The sequence below is a fragment of the Actinoplanes sp. CA-015351 genome, assembly GCF_050955685.1.
GTDB lineage: Bacteria > Actinomycetota > Actinomycetes > Mycobacteriales > Micromonosporaceae > Actinoplanes.
Genome location: NZ_CP192102.1, coordinates 3,846,701 through 3,870,861, shown reverse-complemented (window position 1 = coordinate 3,870,861; position 24,161 = coordinate 3,846,701). Strand labels below are relative to the sequence as shown.

The window sequence follows — 24,161 nt, the reverse complement described above, 5'->3', positions numbered from 1 at the left end:
GGAAAGAAAAACTGCCCGATGGTACGGAATCAACAAACGCCGCCCGTAAACCGTTATCGGCAGCCGCCGAGCCCGTCATCAACGCACAGGTGATCCATCGACGGTGGCCGCCCGGCGCGCACCTCGGTCAGCTCAGGCCGACAGCCCAGCCGGCGAGGTCGACGCGAGGCAACAGCCGCCCGTCCGGGTCCATGCCGAACTGCACGAGCGGGCTGTCCGCCAGCCGTCCCGGCGTTCCCGGACGCGTCGTCTCGTCCTCCTGCTCCCAGGCTGACTGCTCGATCGCGCCGAGCGCGTTGACGACGTACCCGATGTGGTTGCCGTCGTGCTCCACCAGCAGCACCCGGCTGGTGGACGGGTCGATGTCGGACTGCCGGCCGATCAGCCGGTTGAGGCACAGCAGCGACACCACGGAGTCGCGGTGGGTGAACAGCCCGATCAGGCCGGTTCCGGTGTCCGGCAGCGGCGAGAAGTCGTCCGGGTAGGCAAGGATCTCGGCGATCTGGTCCAGCGGCGTGGCCATCTCGACCCCGGCCCGGTAGGTCAGGTAACTGTTGCTGGCTTCCGCCCCTCCGGCCGGGCGGTCCAGCTGAGTGTTCTCCTGTGCGGTGTTGAGCCGGCCGAGCGCCTGCAATGTCTCGTCGCCGGTGAGCCCGCCCGGGTCGATCACCAGATGCTGGCCGTGCCCGGGGATCATCACCGCGCCACGGAACCGGCCGGCGTTCGGGACCCCCAGTGCGGGAAGGGGACGTACCTGGGCGTCGTCCAGGGTGACGATTTCCACGACCTCGGACACCTGCAGCGCCACCAGGCCGTCCGGGAACCGCCACAGCAGGCCCTGTGCACCGTCGGCGCCCACCGGGGAACCCAGCCCGAGTGCCTGGAGGAGGTCCACGACCGGCACCAGGTCCTGCATGTACGCGGTGACTCCGCGGCACAGCTCGCCCCGGAGCGGCGAGTCGGCGACCACCAGTTGTGGCAGGACCGTGTGGATGTCGGTGAGACTCACCGCGAGACGGAAGCCGCCGCACCGGACGAGCAGCATCGGCCGGCCCGGCCGTGGCTCGGTGACCGCCTCGCCGGCCGGCTCCGGCGCGGCGGTCCGGCCGGCGGCCGGCTCGGCGACCGTCGGCACTCCGGGCATGCCGAGGATCGCCTCGGCGTCCAGAATGCTGACCACCGCGCCGGTCTCCGAATTTCCGAAGGTGTGTGAGAAGACCAGGTCGTCGCCGGTGTCGCGGGTGTCGTGCCGCTGATCGTCAGGTACCGAGGTGATCCCGTCGATCTTGTCGGCCATGACGCCGAGCATGCGGCCGCCGGTACTGATGATCACGATGACCGGGTGCTCCCGGTCAGCCACCGGCCAGTTCAGGGCCCCGGCCAGGTCCAGCACCGGGATGACCACGTCGCGCAGGTTGACGGCGCCGCGCAGGCCGGGTGCCCGGGCCGGGATCGGTGCGAGTTCCTGCGGGCAGGGGATCACCTCGCGCAGCACGGTCAGCGGCAGGGCCACCTGGGCGTCGCCGATGCGCAGCAGACCGTACGTGGTGCGCATCGCTCCAGGCGTCGCGGCGCTCGTCATTTGCAGGCGCCGGCGAGCTGACCCAGCAGGGCGGTCACCTCGTGTGAGGCCTCCTGCTGCGTGGTGGTCGACGTCGTGATCTGACCGATCGCCTCGTCGGTCAGGCGTGCGCTCTCCCGGATCCGGGTCAGTGCGCTACCGGCCCGGTCGGAGACGTCCGCGCCCTCGTTGACACGCATCGCCGATTCGTTGATCAGCTTGGCGATCTGCCGGGCCGCGTCGCCGGACCGCTCGGCCAGCTTGCGGACCTCGCCGGCGACGACGGCGAACCCGACGCCGTGCGCACCTGCCCGGGCCGCCTCGATCGAGGCATTGAACGCCAGCAGGTTCGTCTGGCTGGCGATCTCGCCCATCACCCCGACGATTTCACCGATCTCCCGGGTGGACGCCTGGATCAGCTTGATCGCCTCGATCGAGCGCTGCAGCTCGGCCGCGCCCTGCTCGGCGTCGCCGGCGGTACGCCGGGCCAGCTCCAGAGCCTGCCCGCTGGTCTGCGCGATATGCGTGGTCGCCGAGGCCAGGCCGCCGACGGTCGCCGTCATCTCGCTGGTCTTCGCCTGCACCAGCTGCTCCATCTGTACCTGCGCGGTGATCTCGGTGGCGTACTTGACGACCTTGAAGGGTTTGCCGTTGAGGTCGAACACCGGGTTGTAGGTGGCCTGGATCCAGATCTCGCGGTTGTACTTGCCGAGCCGGTGGTAGCGGCCGGCCGAGAACTGGCCCTGGTTGAGGTTGAGCCAGAAGTCCCGGTACTCCGCGCTGACCACGTATTCCGGGCTGCAGAACATGCTGTGGTGCTGGCCGACCACCTCGCGCAGCGAGTAACCGGTCGTGCGCAGGAAGTTCTCGTTGGCATGCAGCACGATGCCCTCGGGGTCGAACTCGATCACTGCCTGCGACCGGTCCACCGCGTTGACCTTGGACTCGAACTCGGCGCTGCGCACCTTGGCGTCGGTGACATCGGTGGCGAACTTGACCACCTTCACCACCCGGCCATCGGTGTCCAGGATCGGGTTGTACGTCGCCTGGATCCAGATCTCCCGGCCCAGCACGCCCACCCGCTTGTATTCGCCGCTCTGGTACTCGCCGGTGCCCAGTCGCTCCCAGAAGTTGGCGTACTCCGCGCTCTGCGCGAACTCCGGCTCGCAGAACATCCGGTGGTGCTTGCCGACCACCTGATCGAGCCGGTAACCGGTCAGCGCCAGGAACGACTCGTTGGCGGTGAGCACCTCGCCCTTGACCGTGAGCTCGACAACCGCCTGAGACCGGTCGATCGCGTCCAGCTTGCCCTCGAAGTCGACGTTGCGCAGCTTCTGCGGCGTGACGTCGGAGGCGAACTTGATCACCTTCACCGGGCGGCCGTCCAGGCCGACGATCGGGTTGTAGGAGGCCTGAATCCACACCTCGTTGCCGGCCTTGCCGAGGCGCTTGTACTCGCCCGCGTGGAATTCGCCGCGGGCCAGGCCACGCCAGAAGTCACGGTAGTCCTCGGTCGCGGTGTAGGCGGGCTCGCAGAACATCCGGTGGTGCTTGCCGACCACCTCGTCACGGGCGTAACCGACCGAGGACAGGAAGTTGTCGTTCGCCGACAGGATGATGCCCTGCAGGTCGAACTCGATGACCGCCTGCGAGCGGTTCAGAGCGGCGACGGTGGACTCGAACTCGGCACTGCGCTGCTTGGCCAGGGTGATGTCGGTGGCGAACTTGACCACCTTCACCGGGCGGCCGTCCAAGTCGAGGATCGGGTTGTAGGTCGCCTGGATCCAAACCTCGCGGTCGCCCTTGCCGACGCGGCGGTACTCGCCGGCCTCGTACTCGCCGCAGGCAAGCCGGGCCCAGAACGCGCGGTACTCCGCCGAGTTCGCGTACTCGGTGTCGACGAACATGCGATGGTGCTGGCCGACCACCTCGCGGGCCTGATAGCCGAGAGTCTGCAGGAAGTTGTCGTTGGCGGTCAGGATCATGCCCTGCAGGTCGAACTCGATGACGGCCTGCGCGCGTCCGATGGCGTTGACCTTGCCCTCGAACTCGGCCGCCGCACGCTGCTCGGCGGAGACGTCACGCAATGCCACGACCAGGTGGTGAGGACCGCGGGCCGGACCCGCGACCGGGCGGACCGTCGCGTGGTACCGAGCCGGTCCACCGCTGAGCCCGGTCCCGCTGAAGGTGGCGGCCGTGCCGTCCTTCGCGGCACGGCGCAGCTCGGCGAGGACCTGCTCGCCACTGAGCACGCCCGCTGCCCAGTCCGCGGTGGCCGGCTCCGTCGCGGCGCGCAGGCTGCCGTCCGCGGCATCGACGACGAACCCCAGAATGCCGTCCGACACCAGGCCCCGGTACGCGTCGGCGAAGGCGGGCTCGATGGCGAGGTCGGCGATCTGCGGCTGGTCCGTCATCTGGTCTCCTCGATGCAGGTGCGGACACCCGGTCAGGATGCCTCGACCGCATCTTCGGCCGCCGCCGCGAGGGATTGAGCGGCGCACCCAGGTCGCAACCGATCGCTCTCCAGCTGCCTCGTCGCCGGAAGGCGCGGCGGGCCGCCGGCGCGAGCGGTGCCGGCGACCCGGGGCGGGAACGTCAGAGGCGGGGTTTGAGCAGGGTGATGCGGCCTGCGCCGAGTTCCGTCACGTAGAGGTACCCGGTGGCGGTGTCCTCGGTGACGTCGAGTGGCTGGTTGAAGCCGGTGAACCCAGGGATGCCGGTCCGCCGGTTGGACAGTGCCCCGCCGGCCGCGACGTCGAAGGTCTGCAGGTCCTGGCTTGCCGAGTACCGGACGATGACCAGCTTGCCGCGCAGCTCGCCGCCGAACGCACTCCCCCGGTACTCGATCACACCGTTGGCGCTGGCGTGCAGGCCGGCGTCGTACGTTCCGGCGAGGTCGAAGTCCGCATCCGGGGCGGTGCCGGCCGGATAGGACGTGAACTCGTACGGGTCGGCACCAGGAGTCGGATTGCCGCCGGCCAGGACCCATTCGCACCGCAACGCGTTCGGGTGGCCGTAGTACCTGCCCGGCTTGGCGTCGAAGACGTAGTCGGTCTCCGAGGTGGGCACACTGGTCAGTGCGGGCACGGCCGGTCCGGTGTAGCCGCGCCGGGCGCAGGATGCGGGCAGTGTTGCCGGCGTGCCCGGTGTGTTGCCGCCGGCTGCCGATCCGTTGGTCGGCACGTACAGGTGGCCGTTGCTGTGCCAGACCAGGTCGAACGCGTTGCGGATGCCGGTGGCGTGCAGACTCAGCGGCGCGCCGGCAGCGTACGGATCGTAGGTTCCGCCGGCCGCGGTCCTGGCGTCCAGCGGGAGGGTGGTCGGGAGCCGGGCCGGGTCGAGGCGCAGCACGGCGGCGCTCAGCAGCTGTTCGGGTCGGTTGCCCCAGGTGGAGTCGGCGGCGCCCATCGCGGTGCTGGAACCCTGGCTGACATAGAGCGCGCCGTCCGGGCCGAACGCCAGCGAGTTGGTCTCGTGGTCCTTCACCGAGCGCGGCAGGCCGGTCACCACCGGGGTGTAGGTGCCGAGGTCGGGTCCGGTGAGCCGGCCGATGCGCCCGGACCAGTCCGGGACGTTGAGTTCGCCGGCGAACTCGTAGTTGTCGGTCACCCACAGGATCGGGCTGGCCGCGGTGGACGCCGGGTCGAAGGCCATCCCGATGACGGTGCGGCTGGGTTGGCCGGGCAGGTTCGCGGCTGTGGCGTTCACGCGTACCGAATTGATGATCGTGGAGGCACCGAGGGTGCCGTCGGGGTTGATGGGGAATCGGTGGATCTGGCCGCTCAGGGTGCCGGCATAGAGCCTGCCGTCGGGTCCTTTGAGGACAGTGGTGAAGGACGCGCCGGTGGCCACGCCGACGGTCTTGTCAAAGGCGATCTCGTCGGCGGGTGGCTCGCCGGTGCCGGTGGTGAAGACGATCGAGAACGGCAGGAACGCGGCGCCGGTGACGTCGCGGGCCGCTGACGTGATCGTGAAACGGTAGGTGGTGCTGGCGTCCAGAGCGGCGGCCGGGGAGAAGTTGACGACGTCGCCACCGCCGCTGGTGAACGCCCGCCCGGGTACTGTCGCGCCGGTGCCGGCGCGGGTCAGCGTCACCGCGGAGCTGGTCAGGGAGGTGCCGTCGACGCCGCCGTTCGGCAGTACCAGATCCTCGACGATGCTGGTGGTGGGCCCCACGCCGGTGGCGAGGTTGGCCGGGGTGCTGGTCCGCACCGACGGCTGCGCGCCGGCGCGAGGCACGCTGATGATATCGATGTAGTTGAACTTGGTGTTGGTTCCGCCCGCCGGGCTGAGCGTGAGCTTCCCGTCGGTCACCGTCACCGAGCGCGTCGCGCTCGCGTGTCTCGCAGAAGCCGTGGGTACGAATCCCGCGATGGCGTTCTGATCCTCCACATTGGCCCAGTGCACACTGTCGACGGCGGCGCCGGAGTCACCGACCGCGACGGTGACCTGATAGGTGCCGGCGGGTACGGCGGCCTCCCACGCGCCAGGAGTGTGCGAACCGGCCGACCCGGCGGGCAGCTGCGCGTGGATCAGCGTGGCGAGCCGCACGTCGGGCTGAGCGGCGGCCGGGTTGCGGTTGCGGCCGTTTCCTTCGAGGCTGGCCGGCGTCAGCTCGCCCAGGTCGATCCAGCCGTATCCGCGGGCGCTGGTGTAGGCCTCGCCGGCGTCGCGGACGTAGTCGGTCGGTGCTGCGGTCGCCGCGTCGGAGAAGTTGACTCTGAGGCTGAAGGCGCGCGGGGTGACACTGACCGGGGTGCTCTGCCCGCCTTCGGTCGCGCGTACCTCATAGGAATAGGTGGTCCCGTTGGTCACCGTGGTGTCGGTGAAGGACTGCTTCGTGGTGGTGCCGATCCTGGTGGTGCCGCGGTACACGTCGTAGGAGGCGGAGGTGCCGGTCCAGGTCAGCGCGACCTGTCCGTCGCCGGGCACCGCGATCAGGCCGGTCGGTGAGGTGACCCGGGCGATGTCGGCGTAGTTGAGTTTGGTGTTGGTCCCGCCGATCGCGTCGACGGTGATCCGGCCGTCGGTCACCGCGACGGTGACGGTGGCCTGCCGGTACTCGGTGGCGGCGGTGGAGACGAACCCGCTGATCGCCGGGACGCCCTCCACCCGCAGGGTGTGGCTGCTGTCGTACGCCGGCCGGTCGCCGGCGGACACGGTCACCTGATAGGTGCCGTTCGGCACGGCGTACTCCCAGGCGCCCGCGGTGGCGACGCCGGCGGTGCCTCCGGTGTCGCCGTACTGCAGGTGGATGAGGGTGTTGAGGCGGGTGTCGATGCCGGTGCGAGCCCGGTCGCGGGTGTTGGCGGTCAGGTCGAGCGGCACCCGGGTGCCGCCGAGGCTGTCCTGGCGCACCCAGCCGTACCCCCGGGCCGCGGTGTAGGCCGCGCCGGTGTCCGCCCGGTAGCCGACCGGCACCGCCGACCCGGCAGGCTGGAAGTTGATCCTGTCGGTGGTCGTCACGGCCGCCTTCGCGGGAGTTACCGCGAAGATGGCAAGCATAAATGGCAATATAGTCGCAGCATAAAGGCGTCGACGCATGACTGTCCTTTCGCCGAGCTAGCCCCCCATAGGCTCTTGGCGCGCTCAACCTTTCACTTTTCCGATGGTCGTCCGTGTCGGGAATTCCTCCCAGGAAAAAGCGCTGCTCACACGCTTGCCGAAAAGGTATTTCTTGGCCTATCTGAAGGGCGGAAAAAACGATCGGTAAGATCGCCGGATGAGCAGGGATGCGGGCGAGGCACCGGCGCGGCCCCGCCGGGGACGGCGGCCCGGTGGGAACGACAACCGGCTTGCGGTGCTCAATGCGGCTCGGTCACGCTTCGCCCAGGATGGGTACGCCTCAGCGACCATCCGCAAGATCGCGGCGGATGCCGGCGTCGACGCGGCTCTGGTCATGCAGTTCTTCGGCTCGAAGGAGGAGCTTTTCGCGGCGGTCATGTCGATCTCGCCGGAGGCATTGGCGCGGATGAGCGATGCCTTCGACGGGCCGCAGGACAGCCTCGGGGAACGGGTGACCCGCGCTTACCTCGATCTGTGGGAGGGCCCGCCGGACGATGCGGAGCCGTTGCTGGCCATGCTCCGCTCGACGATCACCAACGAGCACGCCGCGGAACAACTCCGCGAGTTCCTTCAGGCCCGGCTGCTGGACGCGATCGGCCCACGGTTCGGCGCCGACCCCGCGGCCGCCGTGCGGGCCGGGCTGGCCTCGACCATGCTGATCGGCGTCATCGTGGGGCGTCGTATCGTCGGCGTGCCGATTCTCGTCGAGCAGGACCGCGAGACCATCGTGAAAATCGTCGGCCCGGCCATTCAGGCCGTGCTCTCCGGATCTCTGAGGTAACCCGGATCTTCGAAATAGACGGTCACAGCCAGTGTTTGCGCTTGAAGATGCCCCACAGGCTCGCGCCGAGGACGAGCATCAGGGTGACGGCGAACGGATAGCCCAGGTGCCAGTGCAGTTCGGGCATGTGGTCGAAATTCATGCCGTAGACCGACGCGACCAGGGTCGGGGTGAACAGGATCGCGGCCCAGGACGAGATCTTCTTGACCTCTTCGCCCTGTTCCATCGTCTCCTCGGCGAGGCGGCGGCTCTCCTCCCCCTGCGCGAGGCTGGCGCTCGACATCTGCCGCATCGCCTCGTTCTGTTCCAGTGACACCAGTGTGGAGTGCACGGTCAGCGCGTTCTCCAGCAGGGTGCGGATGGTGTCGGCGCGTTCGGTGACGCGTACCGCATGGTCGAGCACGTTGTCCAGCCGAGCCCGGACCTCGCCGATCGTGCCGTATTTGCCCGCGCCGCGCAGCAGCCCGTGCAGCATGTCCGGAACCGGGCCGATGGCGCGCTGGAACTGGATCGCCTGCGAGAGCAGCTGGTAGATCCGCTTCGACAGGGCGGGGTCGATGTCGCCGGGGCCGAACAGGCTGTCCTCGATCTCGTCGACGTCGGCCTGGAGTCCGGCCGCGACCGGGGCGTATCCGTCGACGATCTCGTCGAGGAAGGCGGTCAGCGCGGCTTCCGAGCCGAGGCTGAGGAATTCCGGTTCGGACTCCAGGGCGGTGCGGACCTTCGCCAGGTCCGGCTTGTCACCGTGACGCACGGTGACCGCGAATGTGGGGCCGACAAACAGGTGGACCTCACCGAAGTGCACCTGCTCGTGGGCTTCGTCGTACCAGGCGGGTCGCAGGACGACGAACAGGGTGTCGCCGTACCGATCGATCTTGGAACGCTGGTGTCCTTTCTGGGCGTCCTCGATGGCAAGCGGGTGGAGATCGAATTCGGTTCCGACCGATGTCAGTTCGTCCGGGCTCGGCGAGGTGAGGCCGATCCAGGCGACGCCGCCGGCCTCCTTCAGCGCGTCGAAGACCTGGCGCAGGTCGTGCGGCTGGTCGACCCGGTACCCCTTGACGTAGATGCGGCTGTCGATGAGGGCCACGGTCGCCTCCGTTCGTCAAACCGCTGCTGGCGGCCTTGATCCCATCAGCATCGCCGAGCCGGCGGCGACTCGCAGGCGTATCTGGCGGCACTCCGGGGATCGGCGCTTCGAACTTATCTCAACACGTGTTGATATTCGAGTCGAGCGGGCGTATCTTTCGGCAGCCGATGAGAGACAAGGAGCTCGCCATGAGGATTTTCATGCCGTCGAAGCCACTGGAGCCGGGCGACCGGTACGGCGTTCTGAGCGACTTCGCGCCGGGCACCCGCACGCTGCCGGCCGGATTCCAGATCGCGCCCGCGTTCCGGCCGACCCCGGTCGACATCGTGTTCGAGAAAGACGTGGCCGTCACTCTGCGCGACGGCGTGACGATCTACGTCGACGTGTTCCGGCCCGCCGGGACCGAGCCGGTGCCCGTCATCGTGGCCTGGAGCCCGTACGGAAAAGGCCAGGGCACCTCCACCAGCGTGATGGGCGTGTTCGGACTGGTCGGCCTGGACAACAAGGTGGTCTCGGGTCTGGCGAAGTTCGAAGCGCCCGACCCGGCCTACTGGTGTTCGCAGGGCTATGCGATCTGCAACCCGGACCCCCGGGGCACCATCAACTCCGAGGGCGACAGCGTGCTGTGGGACCGCCAGGAAGGCCGGGACTGCCACGACCTGATCGAGTGGCTGGCCGTCCAGGACTGGTGCACCGGCAAGGTCGGCATGAGCGGCACCTCGTACCTCGCGGTGTCCCAGTGGTTCACCGCGGCCGAGCAGCCGCCGCACCTGGCGGCGATCAACCCGTGGGAGGGCGTCAGCGACGTCTACCGCGACCTGGTGCTGCGCGGCGGCATGCCGGACACCGGGTTCGCCCGGCAGCTGCGCGACTACTCGTTCTGGGGCCTCGGGCAGAAGGAGGACATCATCGCGGAGGCCTCGGCGTACCCCTTGATGAGCGAGCTGTGGGCGACCAAGATCCCGGACTTCGACCAGGTCACCGTGCCGGCGTACGTGGTGGCCAGCTACTCCAACACGCTGCACACCGCCGGCACGTTCCGGGCCTGGCGCCGGATCGCCTCGCCGGACAAATGGCTGCGCGTGCACAACGGCCAGGAGTGGCCGGACTACTACGACGAGACCAACCGCGACGACCTGCGCACGTTCTTCGACCGCTACCTCAAGGACGAGCAGAACGGCTGGGAGCAGACCCCACGCGTCCGTTACTCCGTGCTCGACCTCGAAGGCGGCGACCAGGTCGACGTCGCCGCGGACGAGTTCCCGCCGCCGGACGTCACCTCGACGAAGTACTACCTCGACGGCCTGTCCCGGACCCTGTCCACGACGGTGCCCGTCCCGGCGTCCGAGGCGCTCTACGCCGTCGACGCGAACCCGGACGTCGTGTCGTTCACCACGACGTTCGAGGCCGGGACCACCCTCGTCGGGTACCCGAAAGCGCATCTGTTCGTCGAGGCCCGCGGCTCCGACGACATGGACCTGTTCGTCCTCGTGCAGAAGCTCGACGCGCACGGGACACCGCTGTCGGCGTTCACCACACCGAATCACAGCGCGCGGGTGCAGGACCTGACCGAGCGCGGCGCGACGATCCTGCGGTACAAGGGCTCCGACGGACGCCTGCGGGTCTCGTTGCGGCGCCTCGACGAGGCGTTGTCGACCGAGGACATTCCGGTGCACACCTTCGACCGGGTCGAGAAGCTCGCCCCCGGCGAGATCGTCGAGGTCGAGATCGACCTGCTGCCGATCGGCCTGAAGTTCCACGCCGGTGAGCAGCTGCGATTCGTCGTCAGCAGCCGCAACCTGCTCGGCCCGATGATGCCCGCGCTGGTCGAGTACGTCCCGGCCAACAGCGGACTGCACGTCGTGCACACCGGCGGCGAACACGCCTCCTACCTGCAACTGCCGGTCCAGGAGGGTTAGGTCCTGGTGGGGCGGGGCCCACCCCCCGGTCACGCCCCACCAGCTCGCCCCGCCTGGTCATCGCATCCCGTGGTGCTCCGCGCGGCGACGGTTCAGGCCTCCCCGCCCCCGTCTCCGCCCGCGTCGTCGTCGCTGCCGTCCTCCTCGATCCCGTACGGCGAGGCGCCGGGGTATGCGGTGCCGGCCGGGCTGCTGAGCTGGTAGCAGGCGCAGCCGAGGACGAACAACACGACAACGGCCGCCAGGACGGTGCACGTGATCATTGTTCACCCGGCGGAATCTGCTTGTCGAGCCACCCGAGTGACTGGGCTACGACCATGCCGAGGCCAAGGAAACCGGGAATAAAGATCTTGATCCAGGCCGCATCGGCGCCCCTGGCCGCGAACAGGACGGCCAGTGCGACCGTCAGCAGAGTGATCGGCAGCACGACGAGCACCACCCGAGTCTTGGAAACCACTGGAACTCCTTCACCGCATCCACGGTCCAATGTCCAGACCTGATGCATTGACTAGACAATGTGTCCTGAGAACAGGCTGGCAGCCGCCCGGCACGCCGTCAAGAGGCAAGGCATATATTGTCTAGACGATCCGTGGCTGATGGAGGTGTGCGTGATAGTGGAAGCACAGAACAACCCTGGCGCCCCCGCGTACCAACGGATCGCATCGACCTACCGCGGCAAGATCGCCTCGGGCGAGTTAAGTCCGGGCGATCAACTACCCACCGAGAACGCGATCGCCGACCAGTTCGCCGTGGCACGCCAGACGGTCCGCACCGGCCTGAGCCTGCTCGTCACCGAAGGGCTCATCGTCGCGCGGCGTCCTCGCGGGTACTTCGTCCGGGAACGCGAACACATGCTCTACCGGCCCCAGGAGAAGTCCCGGCCCCGGCCCGCGACCCCGGAGGTGGACCGGTTCTCCCAGCAGATCTCCGCCGAGGGACGGGTGCCCAGTCAGCGGATCGAGGTGTCACTCGTGCAGGCCACACCGGACCTGGCCGAACGACTGCGGGTGGACACGGGAGCCACCATCGTCGCTCGCCGGCGGGTGCGTTCCATCAACGGTGAACCGACAAACATCAACGACTCGCATTTTCTCCTGGAGATCGTCAAGGACTCCGAGATCATGTCGCCGGCGTACGTTCCCCGCGGCACCGACCAGGTCCTTGCCGACCTCGGTTACCAGCAGGACCGGGCCATCGACGAGATATTCGTACGGATGCCCACCCCCGAGGAGATCCACAGGCTGGGGCTGGGCCTGGGCACTCCGGTCGCCGTGCACTACGACACGGGCTACACCGCCGACGGCCGGCCGGTCCGCTGCACCGTCAACGTCCTGCCGGGTGACCGGCACAAGATCGTCTTCGAGCGCAGCTGGCACGACGACTGACCCGGGCAGGGCTCACCGAGGACTGCCGGCGAACCGGCCGGCCAGGCAGCGCCGTCAATGGGTAGTACGGCATCCACTCCGGCGTCACCCTCTCGTCATGGGCGGCCGATTGGCTGATCGGCATGCCTACTCGTCGTCAACTTCTCTCCGGCGCCGCCATCGCCGCGGGTGCCATCGCGCTGCCAGGTGGTGCCGCGTACGCATCCGCCCCGGCCGACCTGTTCCCCATCGGTGTGGCCAGCGGTGACCCGCTGCCGGACGCCGTGATCCTCTGGACACGCCTGATCAAGGACGGTGGCCTGCCGCGCCGGCCCATCGAGGTTGACTGGCAGGTCGCCCGCGACGAGCGCTTCCGGCGGATCGTCCGCTCCGGACGGACCTACGCGCGTCCCGAACTCGCGCACTCGGTACACGTCGACGCCCGCGGCCTGGACGCCGGCCGCGAGTACTTCTACCGCTTCCGGGCGCTGGGACGGATCAGCCCCACCGGCCGGACCAGAACCGCGTCACCGGGGAACGCACTGCGCTTCGGCATCGTCAACTGCCAGGACCTCCAGAACGGGTACTGGCCCGCGTACTGGGGACTGGCGGCCGAGGACCTCGACGTCGTCCTGCACCTGGGTGACTACATCTACGAGTACGACCCGGCCAGCGCGTACGCCGATCGCCGGCACACCACCCCGCAGACCCTCGGGCTCGACCAGCTCGTCACGCTCGACGACTACCGGGCCCGGCACGTGCAGTACAAGGGCGACCCGGCGTTGCAGGCGGCCCATGCGGCGTTCCCGTGGATCGTGACCTGGGACGACCACGAGACCGAGAACAACTACGCCACCCTGATCGACGAGACCGATGACACCGGCGCCAAGCGGCAGACGCCGGCTGACTTCGCGAAGCAGCGGGCGGCCGCGTACCAGGCGTACTACGAGCACATGCCGATCCGCGCCAACCTGCGTCCCGGCAGCGCTGACCTGCGCATCTTCCGCCGCTTCGACTACGGGCGGCTGGTGCGATTCAACGTGCTCGACACCCGGCAGTACCGTTCCGACCAGCCCGGCGGTTTCTCCGGCGACTTCGGCCTGTTCGAGGCCGGGCTCGCCAACACGGCCGGCACACTGACCGGCGAGGACCAGGAGCGCTGGCTGCTCAAGGGCCTCGACCGCAGCCCCGCGCGGTGGAACGTCATCGCCCAGCAGGTGATGATGAGCCGTACCAAGTTCCCAAACCCGACCGGCGCCGGGCCCACCACCCTGGCCAACCTCGACCAGTGGGACGGGTACGCGCCGCAACGCACCCGCCTGCTGCAGCACCTGCACGACGCGAAGGTCGCCAATCCGGTGGTGCTCGCCGGCGACATCCACTCGAGCTGGTTCAGCGAGCTGAAGCTCGACTTCGACCGGCCGGAGCAGGCCTCGGTGGCGGTCGAGTTCACGGCCACCTCGGTGAGCTCCGACTTCCCCGCCGCCTACGACGCGCCGATCAAGGCGCTCAACCCCCTCCTCAACCCGCACGTGCGGTATTTCGACGGTTCCCGCCGCGGGTACCTGCGCTGCACTGTCAACCGCCACGAGTGGCGTACTGACGCACGCACGGTCGAGACGATCGCCGTGCGGGAGGCTCCGGTGAGCACCACCGCCTCGTACACCGTCGAGTCCGGCACGTCCACACTGGTCAAGACCTGACGTGCCCGACCCGCTGGGGTCGCCTGCCGGCGCAGGCGTCAGGCGGCCCCGGCGCGGCAGAGGATGAAGTCGTCGAAGACGTGCCGGCCGGTCCGGTCACCCACCACCGCGACAGCCGCCTGGATGTCGCGCAGGTGGCCGCCGGTCATCTGCAACGGTGTCTCGTCAGGCTGGAAGGTGGTTCCCATCGGGTAGTCCACGCCCGGCTCGCTGGTCATCTCGATGTGGCAGCCCAGCACGTGGGTCACCGGCCGCGTCCCGGCGAACGCGACGAGGGTGTCGATCGTGTGCCGGAACGCCGGCCAGTCATCGATGTACAGCCGGCCCCTATAGACGGTGTCGCCGGTGAACAGCAGCCCGGTGTACGCGTCGTAGAAGGTGACCGCCGACTCGTGGTGGCCGGGTGTGGCCAGGCAGTCGAGCACCCGCCCGCCGAGGTCAAGGGCCGCCGCCTCACCCGGCGCGGTGAGACCCAGGTACGCCCACGCGCTCGCCCGGTCGGCGCCCACCACAACGGTACCGGGACGGCCGGTGAACTGGTCGTCGGCGGCGACGTGGTCACGGTGGGCATGGGTGTGCAGAACCACCAGCTCGTAGTCGTCGCGGGGATGTGCTTCGAGCCATCGCCCGATCAGGTCGTCCACGGTGCGCCGCAACGGGAAATGCTCCGCGGACGCGGTGGCACCGGTGTCGAGCAGGACCACCCGATCGTTGCCGAACAGCAGGAACAGGAACGGCGCCTCGTAGTCGACCGCCTTGTTCTGCCGCAGAATGACGGTGTGCTCGTTGTAGGCATGCACCTGGATGTCGGGATCGGTGTTGTGTTTCGCCGAACTCGACCCGTGGATCCATCGCACGTCCAGCGTGCCGGCGGCCGGCGTCGCGGAGGTGAAGTCGATACGCGTGCCGGTCATGGCGCCTCCCGGATGCGTCGTCTTTGCAGGCCGGGTACGGCGCACATCTCGTCCGGGGAAGCGTCATCACGCCGCCACGAGGCAACGTACCAGAGCCAGCGCCGGTGATGGCACCATGATCGGCATGACTCCTGACGAGCACGCCGCCCGTGCCGCCGAACTCGCCGACGAGGCCGAACGCCTCTACCAGGTCTGCCTGGTCGACTACCAGACCAACATCAACGAGGACGACCACGCCGACGAGCCGTACGTCCCCGGCGCCGACCTCGCGATGCTCACCGCCACGACCCAGCTCGCCCAGGTCCACGCGACCCTCGCCCTGCGACGCACCACCGAATGATCCCGACCGTCGAACCTTTTGAACCGGCTGTGCGTGAACTGTGGAGTGAACCGGAAACGGGTGGCCGGTCTTGACGGTCTGCGCGGCCTCTGCGCGCTCTACGTAGTGTTGTTCCACTGCTGGGCGTACACGTTCCGCGGTTTTCCCCGCTATCGCGGCCCCGACTGGCTGAGCTGGCTCGGATTCGGCCGGCTCTCCGTGGTGCTTTTCCTGGTCCTGTCAGGTTTCTCGCTGGCGCTGGCGGCCGCCCGCAACGACTGGCGGCTGGGCAGCCTGGCCTCCTACGCCCGGCGACGGGCCTGGCGCATCCTCCCCGCCTACTGGGCCGCTCTGGCCTTCAGCCTGGTCATCGCGTGGACCGTGGTACGGCAGCCGCACTCCGCGGAGCCGACCGCCGCATCGGTCGTGGTCTACACGCTGCTGCTTCAGGACCTGTTCACCGTGCCCACCCCGAACGGCGCGTTCTGGTCGATCGGCGTGGAAGCGCTTCTGTACGGCGTACTCCCGCTGCTGCTCGTCCTGTGCCGCCGGTACGGCCCGGCGGTGATGCTGGCCGTCGTCACCCTGCCGGTGATCGTGATCGGTGTCGTGGTCTTCGACGGCTCACCACCGCAGGGCGACAACTGGCTGGCCCCGCATCTCGTGCCGGCGTTCGCAGCCGGCGTCGTGGCGGCGGCCGTGGTCGCGGCCGGCGACCGCCTGCGCCACCTGCCGTGGATGGGGCTGTCGGTGCTGGCCGCGATCCCCGCCGGAGTTCTCGTCCTGCATCAGGGCGCACGCTGGATGGTCACCCACTACTACTGGGTCGATCAGGCAGTCGTCCCGGCGATGACCCTGTTTCTGCTGGCGGTCGCGAACGGCCGGCCCGCCGCGCTGGTCCGGCTGCTGGAATCATCGCCGCTGCGCGGGCTGGGATCGATCTCGTACAGCCTCTATCTGATCCACCTGCCGATCGTGGTCGCGATCGACCAAAAACTGGTGGCGCCGCGACTGGGTCACTCCACCGTCGCGTTCGCGGTCACGACCGTCCTGGCCGGCGGCCTCTCGCTGATCGGCGCGTGGTGGTTCGCCAAGGTCTTCGAACTGCCGTTCCGCTCCTGGACGGACGTCAGGAACGCGATCCGGCCGCCATCGCGGCTCGTGTCCGTTGCCCCACTCGGTCTTTCCGAGAAGGCCTGATCTATGACACATTGGGGCCGCGCCGACGGTTCGACGGGGAGGTCCGGTACGACATGGCAGTGGATCAGGTACGTACCCGTGCCACCGGCTTCACCAGCGGATCCCGTGCCGTGCACCGGCTGATGCTCGCCGCCTCACTCACCGCAGCGACCATCAGCATCCCGGCACCCGCCGAGGCCGCCCCTGCCCTGGCACTGGCGGCCGCACCTCGGGAGACCGCCTGCGTCCCCGGCACCTCGACCGCTTCCGACGAGGCCATCGCCAAGCAGCTGCGCCCGTTGATGAACGGCCGCCGTCTCGGCTCGCTCGTCAGCGGCCGCGCCATCGCCTGCGCCCGCGTCATCGTGGCCCGGGTCAAGGCCCGCGACCTGCCCGAGCGCGCCGCCGTCATCGCCATCACCACGGCAATCACCGAGAGCACCCTCAACAATCACCGCGTCGCGCTCGACCACGACAGTCTCGGCCTGTTCCAGCAGCGGCCCTCGCAGGGCTGGGGCAGCACCAGTCAGCTGGTCGACCCGGCGCACGCCACCGACGCGTTCCTCAAGGCGATGCTGCGCAAACTGCCCGGCGGTGCCTGGATGACCGGCGGCATCGGCGCGATCTGCCAGTACGTGCAGACGTCGGCCTACCCGGGCGCGTACACGCCGGAGGTGCACGACGCCGCGCTGATCGTGGCCAGCCTGTGGACCACCAACGCTGCGTCGCCGGCCCCGGCGACCTCGGCGGCGGCGTCGCCCACCCCGACCGGGCCGTACCAGGCGGTGACGGCCACCGCCGAGACCGAGATCGGCACGCTCACCGGCCGCCACGACCTGCTGATGGCCGACTGGAACGGCGACAAGCACAACGATCTGCTGGTCGTCAACGGCGCCGGCCTCGCCACCGGCAAGACCGAGGTACGCGTCATGGACGGTGCCCGCGACTACGCCTCCCTGCTGCTGACCACGGCGACCGCTGTCCCCGCCACCGACGAGCGGCACGACTACACGGCCGCCGACTGGAACGGCGACGGCCGCCCCGATCTGGTCGTGGTGCAGAAGACCGGAACCGGCAGCGGCAAGGTCGAGATCGTCGTCGCCGACGGCGCCTCCTCGTTCCGGAACCTGACCCTGACCACCACCACGAGCCTTGCCGCCGACGACAAGGCCCAGTTCGCCATGACCGATTGGAACGCCGACGGCCGGCCCGACCTCGTCGCGGTGCGAACCTCCGGCACGGCCAGCGGCAAGGTCGAGGTGCGGATCCTGGACGGGGCCTCGAACTTCCAGCGCGATCTCGTACCGGCGATCACCACCGCGGAGCCCGCGCGGGACGGCCAGCGGGCCGAGGTCCTCGACTGGAACCACGACACGAAGCCCGACGTCGTCCTGGTGCGCAAGCCTGCCACCGCCGCCGGCAAGACCGAGCTGCACGTCCTCGACGGCGCGGCGCAGTTGAGCCGCACGCTGGTGAAACAAAGCACGGTGCTGGGCCTCGCCGACGACCGTTTCGCCCTGCTTCTCGCCGACGCCGGCACCGGCAAGCGCCCCGACCTCGTCGTGATCCAGAAGACTGGCACTGCCAATGGTCGCGGTCATGTGTGGGTCATCGGGGGCTGACCCGGCCAGGCTCCGATCGTACAAAAGAGTGGGTTTTTAATGCCCGGCGTGCGGGACGACGGCATGCCCGCGCCCGCGCGCAATGAGCCACCTATTGACCGGCACGGTGACGACGAATGCCACAGCGAGCGCGAATCCCAGCGACAGCCAGAATGTCACCGTTCCCAGTCCGGCATCCATCGCCCCGGGCAGTGCGACCAGAACCGCGTTGTCGACGATTTCCATGACGGCGATCGACAGCGTGTCGGCCACCAGCGCGATCCGGACCGCCTGACGCAGCGGCAGACCGGTCCGCGCGACCCGGCGCGCCGTCAGTGCATAGCCGAAGATAAATGCCAAAAACACCGACAACGCTATCGTGACGCCATTGCCGAGCCCGGCCGTCGTTCCGATCGCCATGCCGAGAACCTCGCCGATCGCACAACCGGTCAGGCAATGCAGCGTGGCACTCACCGCCATTCCCCACCCCGCGCCTGCCGCGGCCTGCTGCGCATGCCCACTCATCAGGTCAAACCCTTTCCGGTACGCGTGAACGACGCTCAGTGGAGCCAACGGCAACCGTAGATGAGGCCACCGTTGCGGCACATGTGCCAGCGCGCACGCCACTTCGCCGGGCGTGCACAGCCACGTCCCGCCTCCGCCAGAATGTCCTGATGAAACGTCGATCAGCGTGGTGTTCCTGGCCGGGTCGATGGCTTTCTACCGTACGCGGGGAGCCCGACACGGACAGCGACGGTAGCTCCGCGTGATCTCGTAGCGGCCGTCAGCCACCCTCGCGTGCCCGTGGCACGATCGCCGATCATGGGACGCAGGCCGCAGTGGCGCTGGCACAAGGTGAGCACCATCCACTGGACCACGGAGAACGGTTGCGAAGGCGAGATCCGCAGTCACGTCTACCGGCACTACCCACCGGGGGATCGCAATTTTGAGCGGTGCATCCAGCTGGCATGGTGCGCCGACTGCCGTGAGTACTCGGGGCAGATGGTCCATGTCCCGGCGCGCCGGGAGTTGCCGGATCCACTGACCGGGCTGCCGGAGTGGGAGCGCGCGGAGTTGCTGCGCAGCGAGGTGCGCTTGATCGAGTGGCTCGACCGGCGCCGGTGACGCTGGACGGTGCCGGTACGGCGAGGGCGGCGCCCGGGTCAGGAGGCGACCAGCGCCTTGATGCTAACCGCGGCCGCGCCGCGGGCCCACTCCTCGAACGGCAGCGGCCGGATCGACAGCGGGCACTCGGCGGCGGCACCGAAGGCCTGGCGCTGGAAGCTGGCCCGGATGTGCGGCTCGAACAGGTCGTAGGCGGACAGGCCCTCGCCGGAGACGACGATCCGGGCCGGGCCGACCAGGTTGGCGACCGCGGCGATGCCGGCGCCGATCGCGGTGCCGGCCCGAGCGAACACGGCACCCACCGCGTCATCACGCGGAGGGCGGTGCACGGTTCGGCCCGCCCAGCCTGCAGGTACGCTTCGCCGACGGCAGCCGCGGCGTCGCATGGCGGTACGCCGGCCATGACACCGACGACGGCCACCTGAGCATCCACCTCGACGATCGGCACTACCCGCTGCGCCTTATCGCCGGCGCCCCACAGAACATCTATTCGTTCGACGGCAACTCCGGTGGCACCGGCGCCATCGCCGAGATGCTTCTGCAGTCCGACGGCCAGGAGATCGAACTGCTGCCCGCCCTGCCGTCGGCATGGCGCGACGGCTCGGTGCGCGGCCTTCGCGCCCGGGGCGGCTTCACCGTCGACCTCACCTGGCGCGACGGTGAGCTGCACGAGGCCCGGGTCCACGCCGACCGGCCCGCACACACCCGCGTCCGTTACCGCGACACCATCTCCACGATCACCGTCACTCCGGCGGAGCCGTACCTCTTGCCTCAAACAGGATTCTCTGCGGCGAAGTAGGGCTCGGCCGCCTCCAGCCGCGGCACGGACACGCCCAGCCGGCGTGCTTCGGCCAGGGTGTCGCGGCAGACCGCACGGAGTTCCTCGGGGTTGGCGTGTGCCTCCATGACCGTACGCATCGGCGGGAAGTGACCGAAGAGCCAGGCGAGCATCGGCGCGGCCAGCCAGACAGGCGCGGTGAACGGCAGCAGGTCGCGGCGATGCCTCCGCAGATCGACGCCACGGGCCTCGGCGAGGGGCAGCAGTTCGCGGGTGGCCAGGATCGCCTCGCGGACGTTGCGGGGCTTCCCGGCCAGCGCGGCTAGGGAGCCCAGTTTCAGACTCTGCGTGTGCAGGCCGGCGTTCTGGAGGAAGTGGATCGCCAACCAGCCCCGGAAGTCGGTGCTCTCCTGGAGCCGGAACCCGGCCTGCCGAAACGCGGTGCGCACGGCTTGCGCACGCCCGGCCGGCGGCCCGCCGAGGGTGCCCATGAAGACCACGGGCAGCAGGGCGGCCCGCAGCACGCCGTCGTCACCGAATCCGCCGCCGGCGCCGGGGAAGCCCCAGGCCACCTGGTCGGCGGGCAGGGCCTCGACCGCGGCCAGCGGCTCGGCCCACAGATTGTTGAAGACGAGCACCGTGGCCTTGCCCACGCGCGGCGCCAGGAAGGACACGACCGCGGGGAAGCTGTAGTGCTGGACGCTGACCACGATCAGGTCGAAGTCGTGGTCCGGCTCCAGAGATTCGCGGTACCGCACCGGCCATTTCCCGGTGACCCGCCGCCCTTGCGGCCGGCGCCGCGCGTCGAGCAGGTCGAGGTCGATCGCGTTCCCGTACGTCGCCGCCCGGCCGGGGCGTACGTAGAACTCGATCTGGTGCCCGGCCTGCTCCAGTGCCCATCCGTACGCCGCGGCGATGACGCCCCGGCCGAACATCAAGATCTTCATACGTGTCCCCTTTAATTGGAGATCGTCTCCACTTTGCCGCGCGTACCCTCGCCCTCGACGGCCTGCGCCGCCGCACGTCATGAGGCCGGAGGCTGGGCTTTCTGCGGGTAGTACGTCTCGTGGCGGGCCAGCATGGCGACGATCTCGACGATCTTCCGCTCGCGGGTCTCCGCCCGTTTGACGCCGTTGACGCGGTGGATGAGAGCGAACCGATTGGCCTTGGTGAGCACGTCGAACATGGCTTGGGCGGCCGGGACGGCGGCGACGGCGGCGAGCAGGTCGTCGGGTACCTCGGCCTCCGACGGCGGGGCGTACGCCGCAGCCCACCGCCCGTCGGCTTTCGCGGCGTCCACCGCGGCCCGGCCCGAGGGCAGCATCAGGCCCTGCGCTTCCAGCCGGGCCACGTGCGCGACATTGCGTTGTGACCAGGAGCTGCGGGCTCTGCGCGGTGTGAACCGGATCCACGAGCTCTCCTGATCCCGCTTGCGGGCCTGCCCGTCGATCCAGCCGAAGCACAGGCCCTCGTCGACCGCCTGCTGCCAGGTCAGCGTGGTGACCGTGCCGCCTTTTCTGGTCAGGGCCAGCCAGACACCGGGCGACGCGGCGTGGTTGGCGGACAACCACGCGCGCAGCGCCCCGGAGTCCGCGACGATCAACTCATCCAGCTCCGCGCTCCCCATGACGGCAGGCTAACCCGCTGTCGCGCGGCGAAGGCCACGGGCGCGCTGAACCGCCGGGCTCGCTCGTCACTTCGCGGCGGACTTGTACCTGTCGTACGCCTGCTGGTTGATCTCGAGGTAGCGCTTGAGGCCGACGCCGTCCAGGCCCTGGACGAAGGCGTCCCAGTCGGTGTCGATGTTCTTGGAGCCGGTGATGAAGGCCAGCTGGCCCGCCCGCACTCGTCACTGAGGCTGGTCAATGCCGTTGATCAGGTTGGCGAGTCCGTGGGGTGCGCTTTCGCCGAAGATGAGGGCGACGGTCTCGTGGGCGCTGGCCGCTTCGGCCGCACTGCGGTCGAACATCACCTTCTCGTACGCGGCGAAGGCGGCTTCGACGTCGCCGGGGTGTGCGGCGATCGCCTCGCCGAGTTCGGCTCCGTCGAGCATCGCCGTGTTGGCGCCTTCGCCGCCGGGGACCGTCACGTGGGCGGCATCGCCGAGCAGGGTGACGCCGGGTGTGCGGTCCCATCGGTGGCGGTCGGGGAGCTGGTGGATGCTGCGCAGGATCGGCGGCGTATCGGCATCGGTGATCAAGGCAGTGAGTTCGGGCGCCCATCCTTCGAACTCGGCCGCGATTCGCGTCCTGGTGGCGCCGGCATCGGTGAAGTCGATGCCGGCGAACCACTCGACCGGCCGGTTGAGCACGACGTAGGTGTGGATGGTGTCGTGCGCTTCGCGGTGGGCGAGGAAACCCTTGCCGGGGATGAGGGCGTACATCGCGCCGTCGCCGACCACCTTGGCCGTCCTGGGGTGGCGTTCGTCGACATCGTGCAGGTAGGTGTCGATGTAGCTCAGGCCGGCGTACGCCGGTTTCTCGCCCGACAACAGCGTTCGTACGCGCGACCAGGTCCCGTCGGCGCCCACCAGGATCTCCGTGCTGTCCGTCGAGCCGTCCGCGAAGGTGAGCTCGTGCCGGCCCTCGCCGAGGTGAGTGGCCGCGGTGAGCTTCTTGCCCCACCGCACGGTGCCGGTCGGCAGTGACTCGAGCAGGATGCGCCGGATGTCGCCGCGCAGTGCTTCCGGCCGGGCCATCGAACCGTCGTCTAGGAGGTCGGCAAGCACCGCGCCCTGCTGGTCGAGAACCCGCTGTGCTCCCCCGCCGGTGTGGATGATCGCGCGATATTCCTGGGTGAGCCCGGCGATCGCGAGGGCGCGCTGACCGTTGTGTTCATGCAGGTCGAGCTGGCCGCCCTGGGTGCGGGCCCAGGCCGAGTCCTCGGCGTCATAGACGACGACCGGGACGTTGTACAGGTGCAGGACGCGGGCGAGCGTGAGGCCGCCGAGTCCGGCACCGATGATCGTGACGGGAGTCGTCATATTTGTCCTCTCGAAAGTTGGACCGGCGGTCCAACGCCAAGATTGGACCGGCGGTCCAACTGTGTCAAGATGACGGACATGACAAACCTCCCGGCGCGAAACAGCAGGCGCAGCGATGCGCTGTCCCGGCGCCGCATCGTCGAGGCGACAGTCGAACTGCTCGACACGGCAGGAGAGGACGGCCTGACGGTCCGTGCGTTGACGGCGCACCTCTCGACCGGTCGCGGCGCGATCTATCACCACGTCGCCAACAAGGAGGAGTTGCTCGCCGCGGCAGTGGACGACGTCGTGGGACGGGTGACGGCGGGGACCGGCGACGACCAAGGGCCCGAGCAGGCGATCCGCGCCCTCGCGCTCGGGATCTTCAACGCGATCGACGCGCACCCGTGGGTCGGGACCCAGCTCTCCCACGCACCGTTGCAGCCTGCCGTCTTCCGGATCTGGAAGAGCCTCGGCGTACAACTGCAGCGACTCGGCGTGCCCGGACCGGCCCGGGCGGACGCCGGATCAGCGCTGGTCAACTACGTTCTCGGCGCGGCAGCGCAACACGCCGCCGGTGCCCGGCAGGTGACCAGCGACACGGATCGCAAGGCATACCTACAGAGCCTGGCGGCCCAGTGGGCGCACGACGATCCGGACCCACTCGTCCGTGAGACTGCCGCAGAGCTGCATGAACACGACGACCGCGAGCAATTTCTGGCCGGACTGAACATCTTCCTCACCGGCGTCACCGCACTTCATCTGCGGGCGGGCAACCTCAGTCCGGACATCCCGCCGTCCACCGCCAGCGACATTCCGGTGGTCGCGCCGGACGCCGGGGACGCCAGATAGGCGACCTCGCCGGCCACCTCCTCAGCCGTCACCAACCGTCCCGTCGGCTGGCGCGCCTCCAGCCGGGCCCGCTCACCCTCCGGATCGTCGGTACGCGCCAGCAACCGCGTCACCCACGGCGTGTCCACCGTCCCGGGGGCCACGCAGTTGACCCGGATGCCCTCGCCGACCAGGTCAGCGGCGGTGGCGAGGGTAAGGGCGTGCACCGCGCCTTTCGAGGCGGAGTAGAGCGCCCGTTGCACCAGGCCCGCGGTCGCCGCGATCGATGACACGTTCACGATCGAAGCGGCGGCACTGCGGCGCAGGTAGGGCAGCGCGGCGCTGGTGGCGCGGACGATCCCGACCACGTTGATGTCGAGGACGCGGTGCCATTCCTCGTCGTCGTTGCCGTCGATGCCGCCGACCGCGCTGATCCCGGCGTTGTTGATTAATCTGATTTTCGGTGGGA

The 24,161-nt window shown here is 69.1% G+C and carries 24 protein-coding genes and 1 riboswitch; of the genes, 10 read left to right on the top strand and 14 right to left on the bottom strand.

Features of this window, described 5'->3' with window-relative positions; genetic code table 11:
• Positions 1-127 precede the first annotated feature (127 nt).
• The 3 genes from ACQP2E_RS17590 to ACQP2E_RS17580 form a co-directional block, all read right to left on the bottom strand.
• Positions 128-1,555, bottom strand: a complete 1,428-nt coding sequence (locus ACQP2E_RS17590) for a chemotaxis protein CheW (RefSeq protein ID WP_433832989.1) — start codon at positions 1,553-1,555, stop codon at positions 128-130.
• A gap of 23 nt (positions 1,556-1,578) precedes the next feature.
• Positions 1,579-3,975 (bottom strand): methyl-accepting chemotaxis protein, encoded by a 2,397-nt coding sequence (locus ACQP2E_RS17585; RefSeq protein WP_433832987.1) that lies wholly within the window; start codon positions 3,973-3,975, stop codon positions 1,579-1,581.
• A 181-nt stretch (positions 3,976-4,156) separates the two neighbouring features.
• The gene (locus ACQP2E_RS17580) at positions 4,157-7,066 is read right to left on the bottom strand and encodes an Ig-like domain-containing protein (RefSeq protein WP_433832985.1); all 2,910 of its coding nucleotides are present in this window, start codon (positions 7,064-7,066) and stop codon (positions 4,157-4,159) included.
• Positions 7,067-7,283: 217 nt separating this feature from the next.
• Here ACQP2E_RS17580 and ACQP2E_RS17575 point away from each other — a divergent pair, with 217 nt between their 5' ends.
• Positions 7,284-7,907 carry a TetR family transcriptional regulator gene (locus ACQP2E_RS17575; RefSeq protein WP_433832983.1) on the top strand — a complete coding sequence of 208 codons (624 nt, stop codon included), beginning with the start codon at positions 7,284-7,286 and terminating at the stop codon, positions 7,905-7,907.
• Positions 7,908-7,929: 22 nt separating this feature from the next.
• Here ACQP2E_RS17575 and ACQP2E_RS17570 read toward each other — a convergent pair whose 3' ends face one another.
• On the bottom strand, positions 7,930-8,997 hold the full coding sequence (locus ACQP2E_RS17570) for a magnesium and cobalt transport protein CorA (protein ID WP_433832981.1): 1,068 nt from the start codon (positions 8,995-8,997) through the stop codon (positions 7,930-7,932).
• A gap of 188 nt (positions 8,998-9,185) precedes the next feature.
• Between ACQP2E_RS17570 and ACQP2E_RS17565 the strand changes: the two genes are divergently transcribed.
• Positions 9,186-10,916 carry a CocE/NonD family hydrolase gene (locus ACQP2E_RS17565; protein ID WP_433832979.1) on the top strand — a complete coding sequence of 577 codons (1,731 nt, stop codon included), beginning with the start codon at positions 9,186-9,188 and terminating at the stop codon, positions 10,914-10,916.
• Positions 10,917-11,008: 92 nt separating this feature from the next.
• On the opposite strand, the gene ACQP2E_RS17560 is transcribed toward ACQP2E_RS17565, so the two are convergent.
• Both ACQP2E_RS17560 and ACQP2E_RS17555 read right to left on the bottom strand, forming a co-directional pair.
• Positions 11,009-11,179, bottom strand: coding sequence for a hypothetical protein (locus ACQP2E_RS17560; RefSeq protein ID WP_433832977.1), 171 nt, complete (start codon positions 11,177-11,179; stop codon positions 11,009-11,011).
• Complete coding sequence (locus ACQP2E_RS17555) at positions 11,176-11,373, bottom strand: hypothetical protein (protein WP_433832975.1); 198 nt, start codon at positions 11,371-11,373, stop codon at positions 11,176-11,178. The genes ACQP2E_RS17560 and ACQP2E_RS17555 overlap by 4 nt, the downstream gene beginning before the upstream one ends.
• Before the next feature lie 151 nt (positions 11,374-11,524).
• On the opposite strand from ACQP2E_RS17555, the gene ACQP2E_RS17550 reads away from it, so the two are divergent.
• Positions 11,525-12,301 carry a GntR family transcriptional regulator gene (locus ACQP2E_RS17550; protein WP_433832973.1) on the top strand — a complete coding sequence of 259 codons (777 nt, stop codon included), beginning with the start codon at positions 11,525-11,527 and terminating at the stop codon, positions 12,299-12,301.
• A gap of 122 nt (positions 12,302-12,423) precedes the next feature.
• Complete coding sequence (locus ACQP2E_RS17545; protein WP_433832971.1) at positions 12,424-13,983, top strand: alkaline phosphatase D family protein; 1,560 nt, start codon at positions 12,424-12,426, stop codon at positions 13,981-13,983.
• 38 nt (positions 13,984-14,021) lie between these two features.
• Here the strand turns inward: ACQP2E_RS17545 and ACQP2E_RS17540 are convergent, their stop codons facing one another.
• Positions 14,022-14,897 carry an MBL fold metallo-hydrolase gene (locus ACQP2E_RS17540; protein WP_433832969.1) on the bottom strand — a complete coding sequence of 292 codons (876 nt, stop codon included), beginning with the start codon at positions 14,895-14,897 and terminating at the stop codon, positions 14,022-14,024.
• A gap of 11 nt (positions 14,898-14,908) precedes the next feature.
• A riboswitch (guanidine-III (ykkC-III) riboswitch) is annotated at positions 14,909-14,975 on the bottom strand.
• 46 nt (positions 14,976-15,021) lie between these two features.
• Between ACQP2E_RS17540 and ACQP2E_RS17535 the strand changes: the two genes are divergently transcribed.
• Genes ACQP2E_RS17535 through ACQP2E_RS17525 form a run of 3 tightly spaced genes read left to right on the top strand, consistent with a single transcriptional unit; the run spans position 15,022 to position 18,017 of the window.
• Complete coding sequence (locus ACQP2E_RS17535; RefSeq protein WP_433832967.1) at positions 15,022-15,237, top strand: hypothetical protein; 216 nt, start codon at positions 15,022-15,024, stop codon at positions 15,235-15,237.
• Positions 15,238-15,282: 45 nt separating this feature from the next.
• On the top strand, positions 15,283-16,416 hold the full coding sequence (locus tag ACQP2E_RS17530) for an acyltransferase family protein (RefSeq protein ID WP_433832965.1): 1,134 nt from the start codon (positions 15,283-15,285) through the stop codon (positions 16,414-16,416).
• A 53-nt stretch (positions 16,417-16,469) separates the two neighbouring features.
• Complete coding sequence (locus tag ACQP2E_RS17525; protein ID WP_433832963.1) at positions 16,470-18,017, top strand: FG-GAP repeat domain-containing protein; 1,548 nt, start codon at positions 16,470-16,472, stop codon at positions 18,015-18,017.
• Between the two features lie 36 nt (positions 18,018-18,053).
• On the opposite strand, the gene ACQP2E_RS17520 is transcribed toward ACQP2E_RS17525, so the two are convergent.
• Positions 18,054-18,521 carry a DUF4396 domain-containing protein gene (locus tag ACQP2E_RS17520; protein ID WP_433832961.1) on the bottom strand — a complete coding sequence of 156 codons (468 nt, stop codon included), beginning with the start codon at positions 18,519-18,521 and terminating at the stop codon, positions 18,054-18,056.
• A gap of 297 nt (positions 18,522-18,818) precedes the next feature.
• Here ACQP2E_RS17520 and ACQP2E_RS17515 point away from each other — a divergent pair, with 297 nt between their 5' ends.
• The gene (locus ACQP2E_RS17515; protein WP_433832959.1) at positions 18,819-19,121 is read left to right on the top strand and encodes a hypothetical protein; all 303 of its coding nucleotides are present in this window, start codon (positions 18,819-18,821) and stop codon (positions 19,119-19,121) included.
• Between the two features lie 38 nt (positions 19,122-19,159).
• Here ACQP2E_RS17515 and ACQP2E_RS17510 read toward each other — a convergent pair whose 3' ends face one another.
• A complete protein-coding gene (locus tag ACQP2E_RS17510) occupies positions 19,160-19,414 on the bottom strand; it encodes a hypothetical protein (RefSeq protein ID WP_433832957.1) in 255 nt (84 codons plus the stop codon).
• A gap of 239 nt (positions 19,415-19,653) precedes the next feature.
• Here ACQP2E_RS17510 and ACQP2E_RS17505 point away from each other — a divergent pair, with 239 nt between their 5' ends.
• Positions 19,654-19,920 (top strand): glycoside hydrolase family 95-like protein, encoded by a 267-nt coding sequence (locus ACQP2E_RS17505; RefSeq protein WP_433832955.1) that lies wholly within the window; start codon positions 19,654-19,656, stop codon positions 19,918-19,920.
• Here the strand turns inward: ACQP2E_RS17505 and ACQP2E_RS17500 are convergent.
• From ACQP2E_RS17500 to ACQP2E_RS17485, 4 genes are all read right to left on the bottom strand, one after another.
• Positions 19,893-20,846: a ketopantoate reductase family protein gene (locus tag ACQP2E_RS17500; RefSeq protein WP_433832953.1), complete on the bottom strand. Its 954-nt coding sequence runs from the start codon at positions 20,844-20,846 to the stop codon at positions 19,893-19,895. The two genes, ACQP2E_RS17505 and ACQP2E_RS17500, sit on opposite strands and share 28 nt — an antisense overlap.
• 77 nt (positions 20,847-20,923) lie before the next feature.
• Positions 20,924-21,526: a YdeI/OmpD-associated family protein gene (locus tag ACQP2E_RS17495; protein ID WP_433832951.1), complete on the bottom strand. Its 603-nt coding sequence runs from the start codon at positions 21,524-21,526 to the stop codon at positions 20,924-20,926.
• Between the two features lie 66 nt (positions 21,527-21,592).
• On the bottom strand, positions 21,593-21,745 hold the full coding sequence (locus tag ACQP2E_RS17490) for a hypothetical protein (RefSeq protein WP_433832949.1): 153 nt from the start codon (positions 21,743-21,745) through the stop codon (positions 21,593-21,595).
• A gap of 3 nt (positions 21,746-21,748) precedes the next feature.
• Entirely contained in the window at positions 21,749-22,882 is a 1,134-nt protein-coding gene (locus ACQP2E_RS17485; RefSeq protein ID WP_433832947.1) for an FAD-dependent oxidoreductase, read from the bottom strand.
• 78 nt (positions 22,883-22,960) lie between these two features.
• On the opposite strand from ACQP2E_RS17485, the gene ACQP2E_RS17480 reads away from it, so the two are divergent.
• Entirely contained in the window at positions 22,961-23,713 is a 753-nt protein-coding gene (locus ACQP2E_RS17480) for a TetR/AcrR family transcriptional regulator (protein ID WP_433832945.1), read from the top strand.
• Here ACQP2E_RS17480 and ACQP2E_RS17475 read toward each other — a convergent pair.
• Positions 23,620-24,108, bottom strand: coding sequence for an SDR family NAD(P)-dependent oxidoreductase (locus tag ACQP2E_RS17475; RefSeq protein ID WP_433833946.1), 489 nt, complete (start codon positions 24,106-24,108; stop codon positions 23,620-23,622). The genes ACQP2E_RS17480 and ACQP2E_RS17475 overlap by 94 nt on opposite strands.
• Positions 24,109-24,161 lie beyond the last annotated feature (53 nt).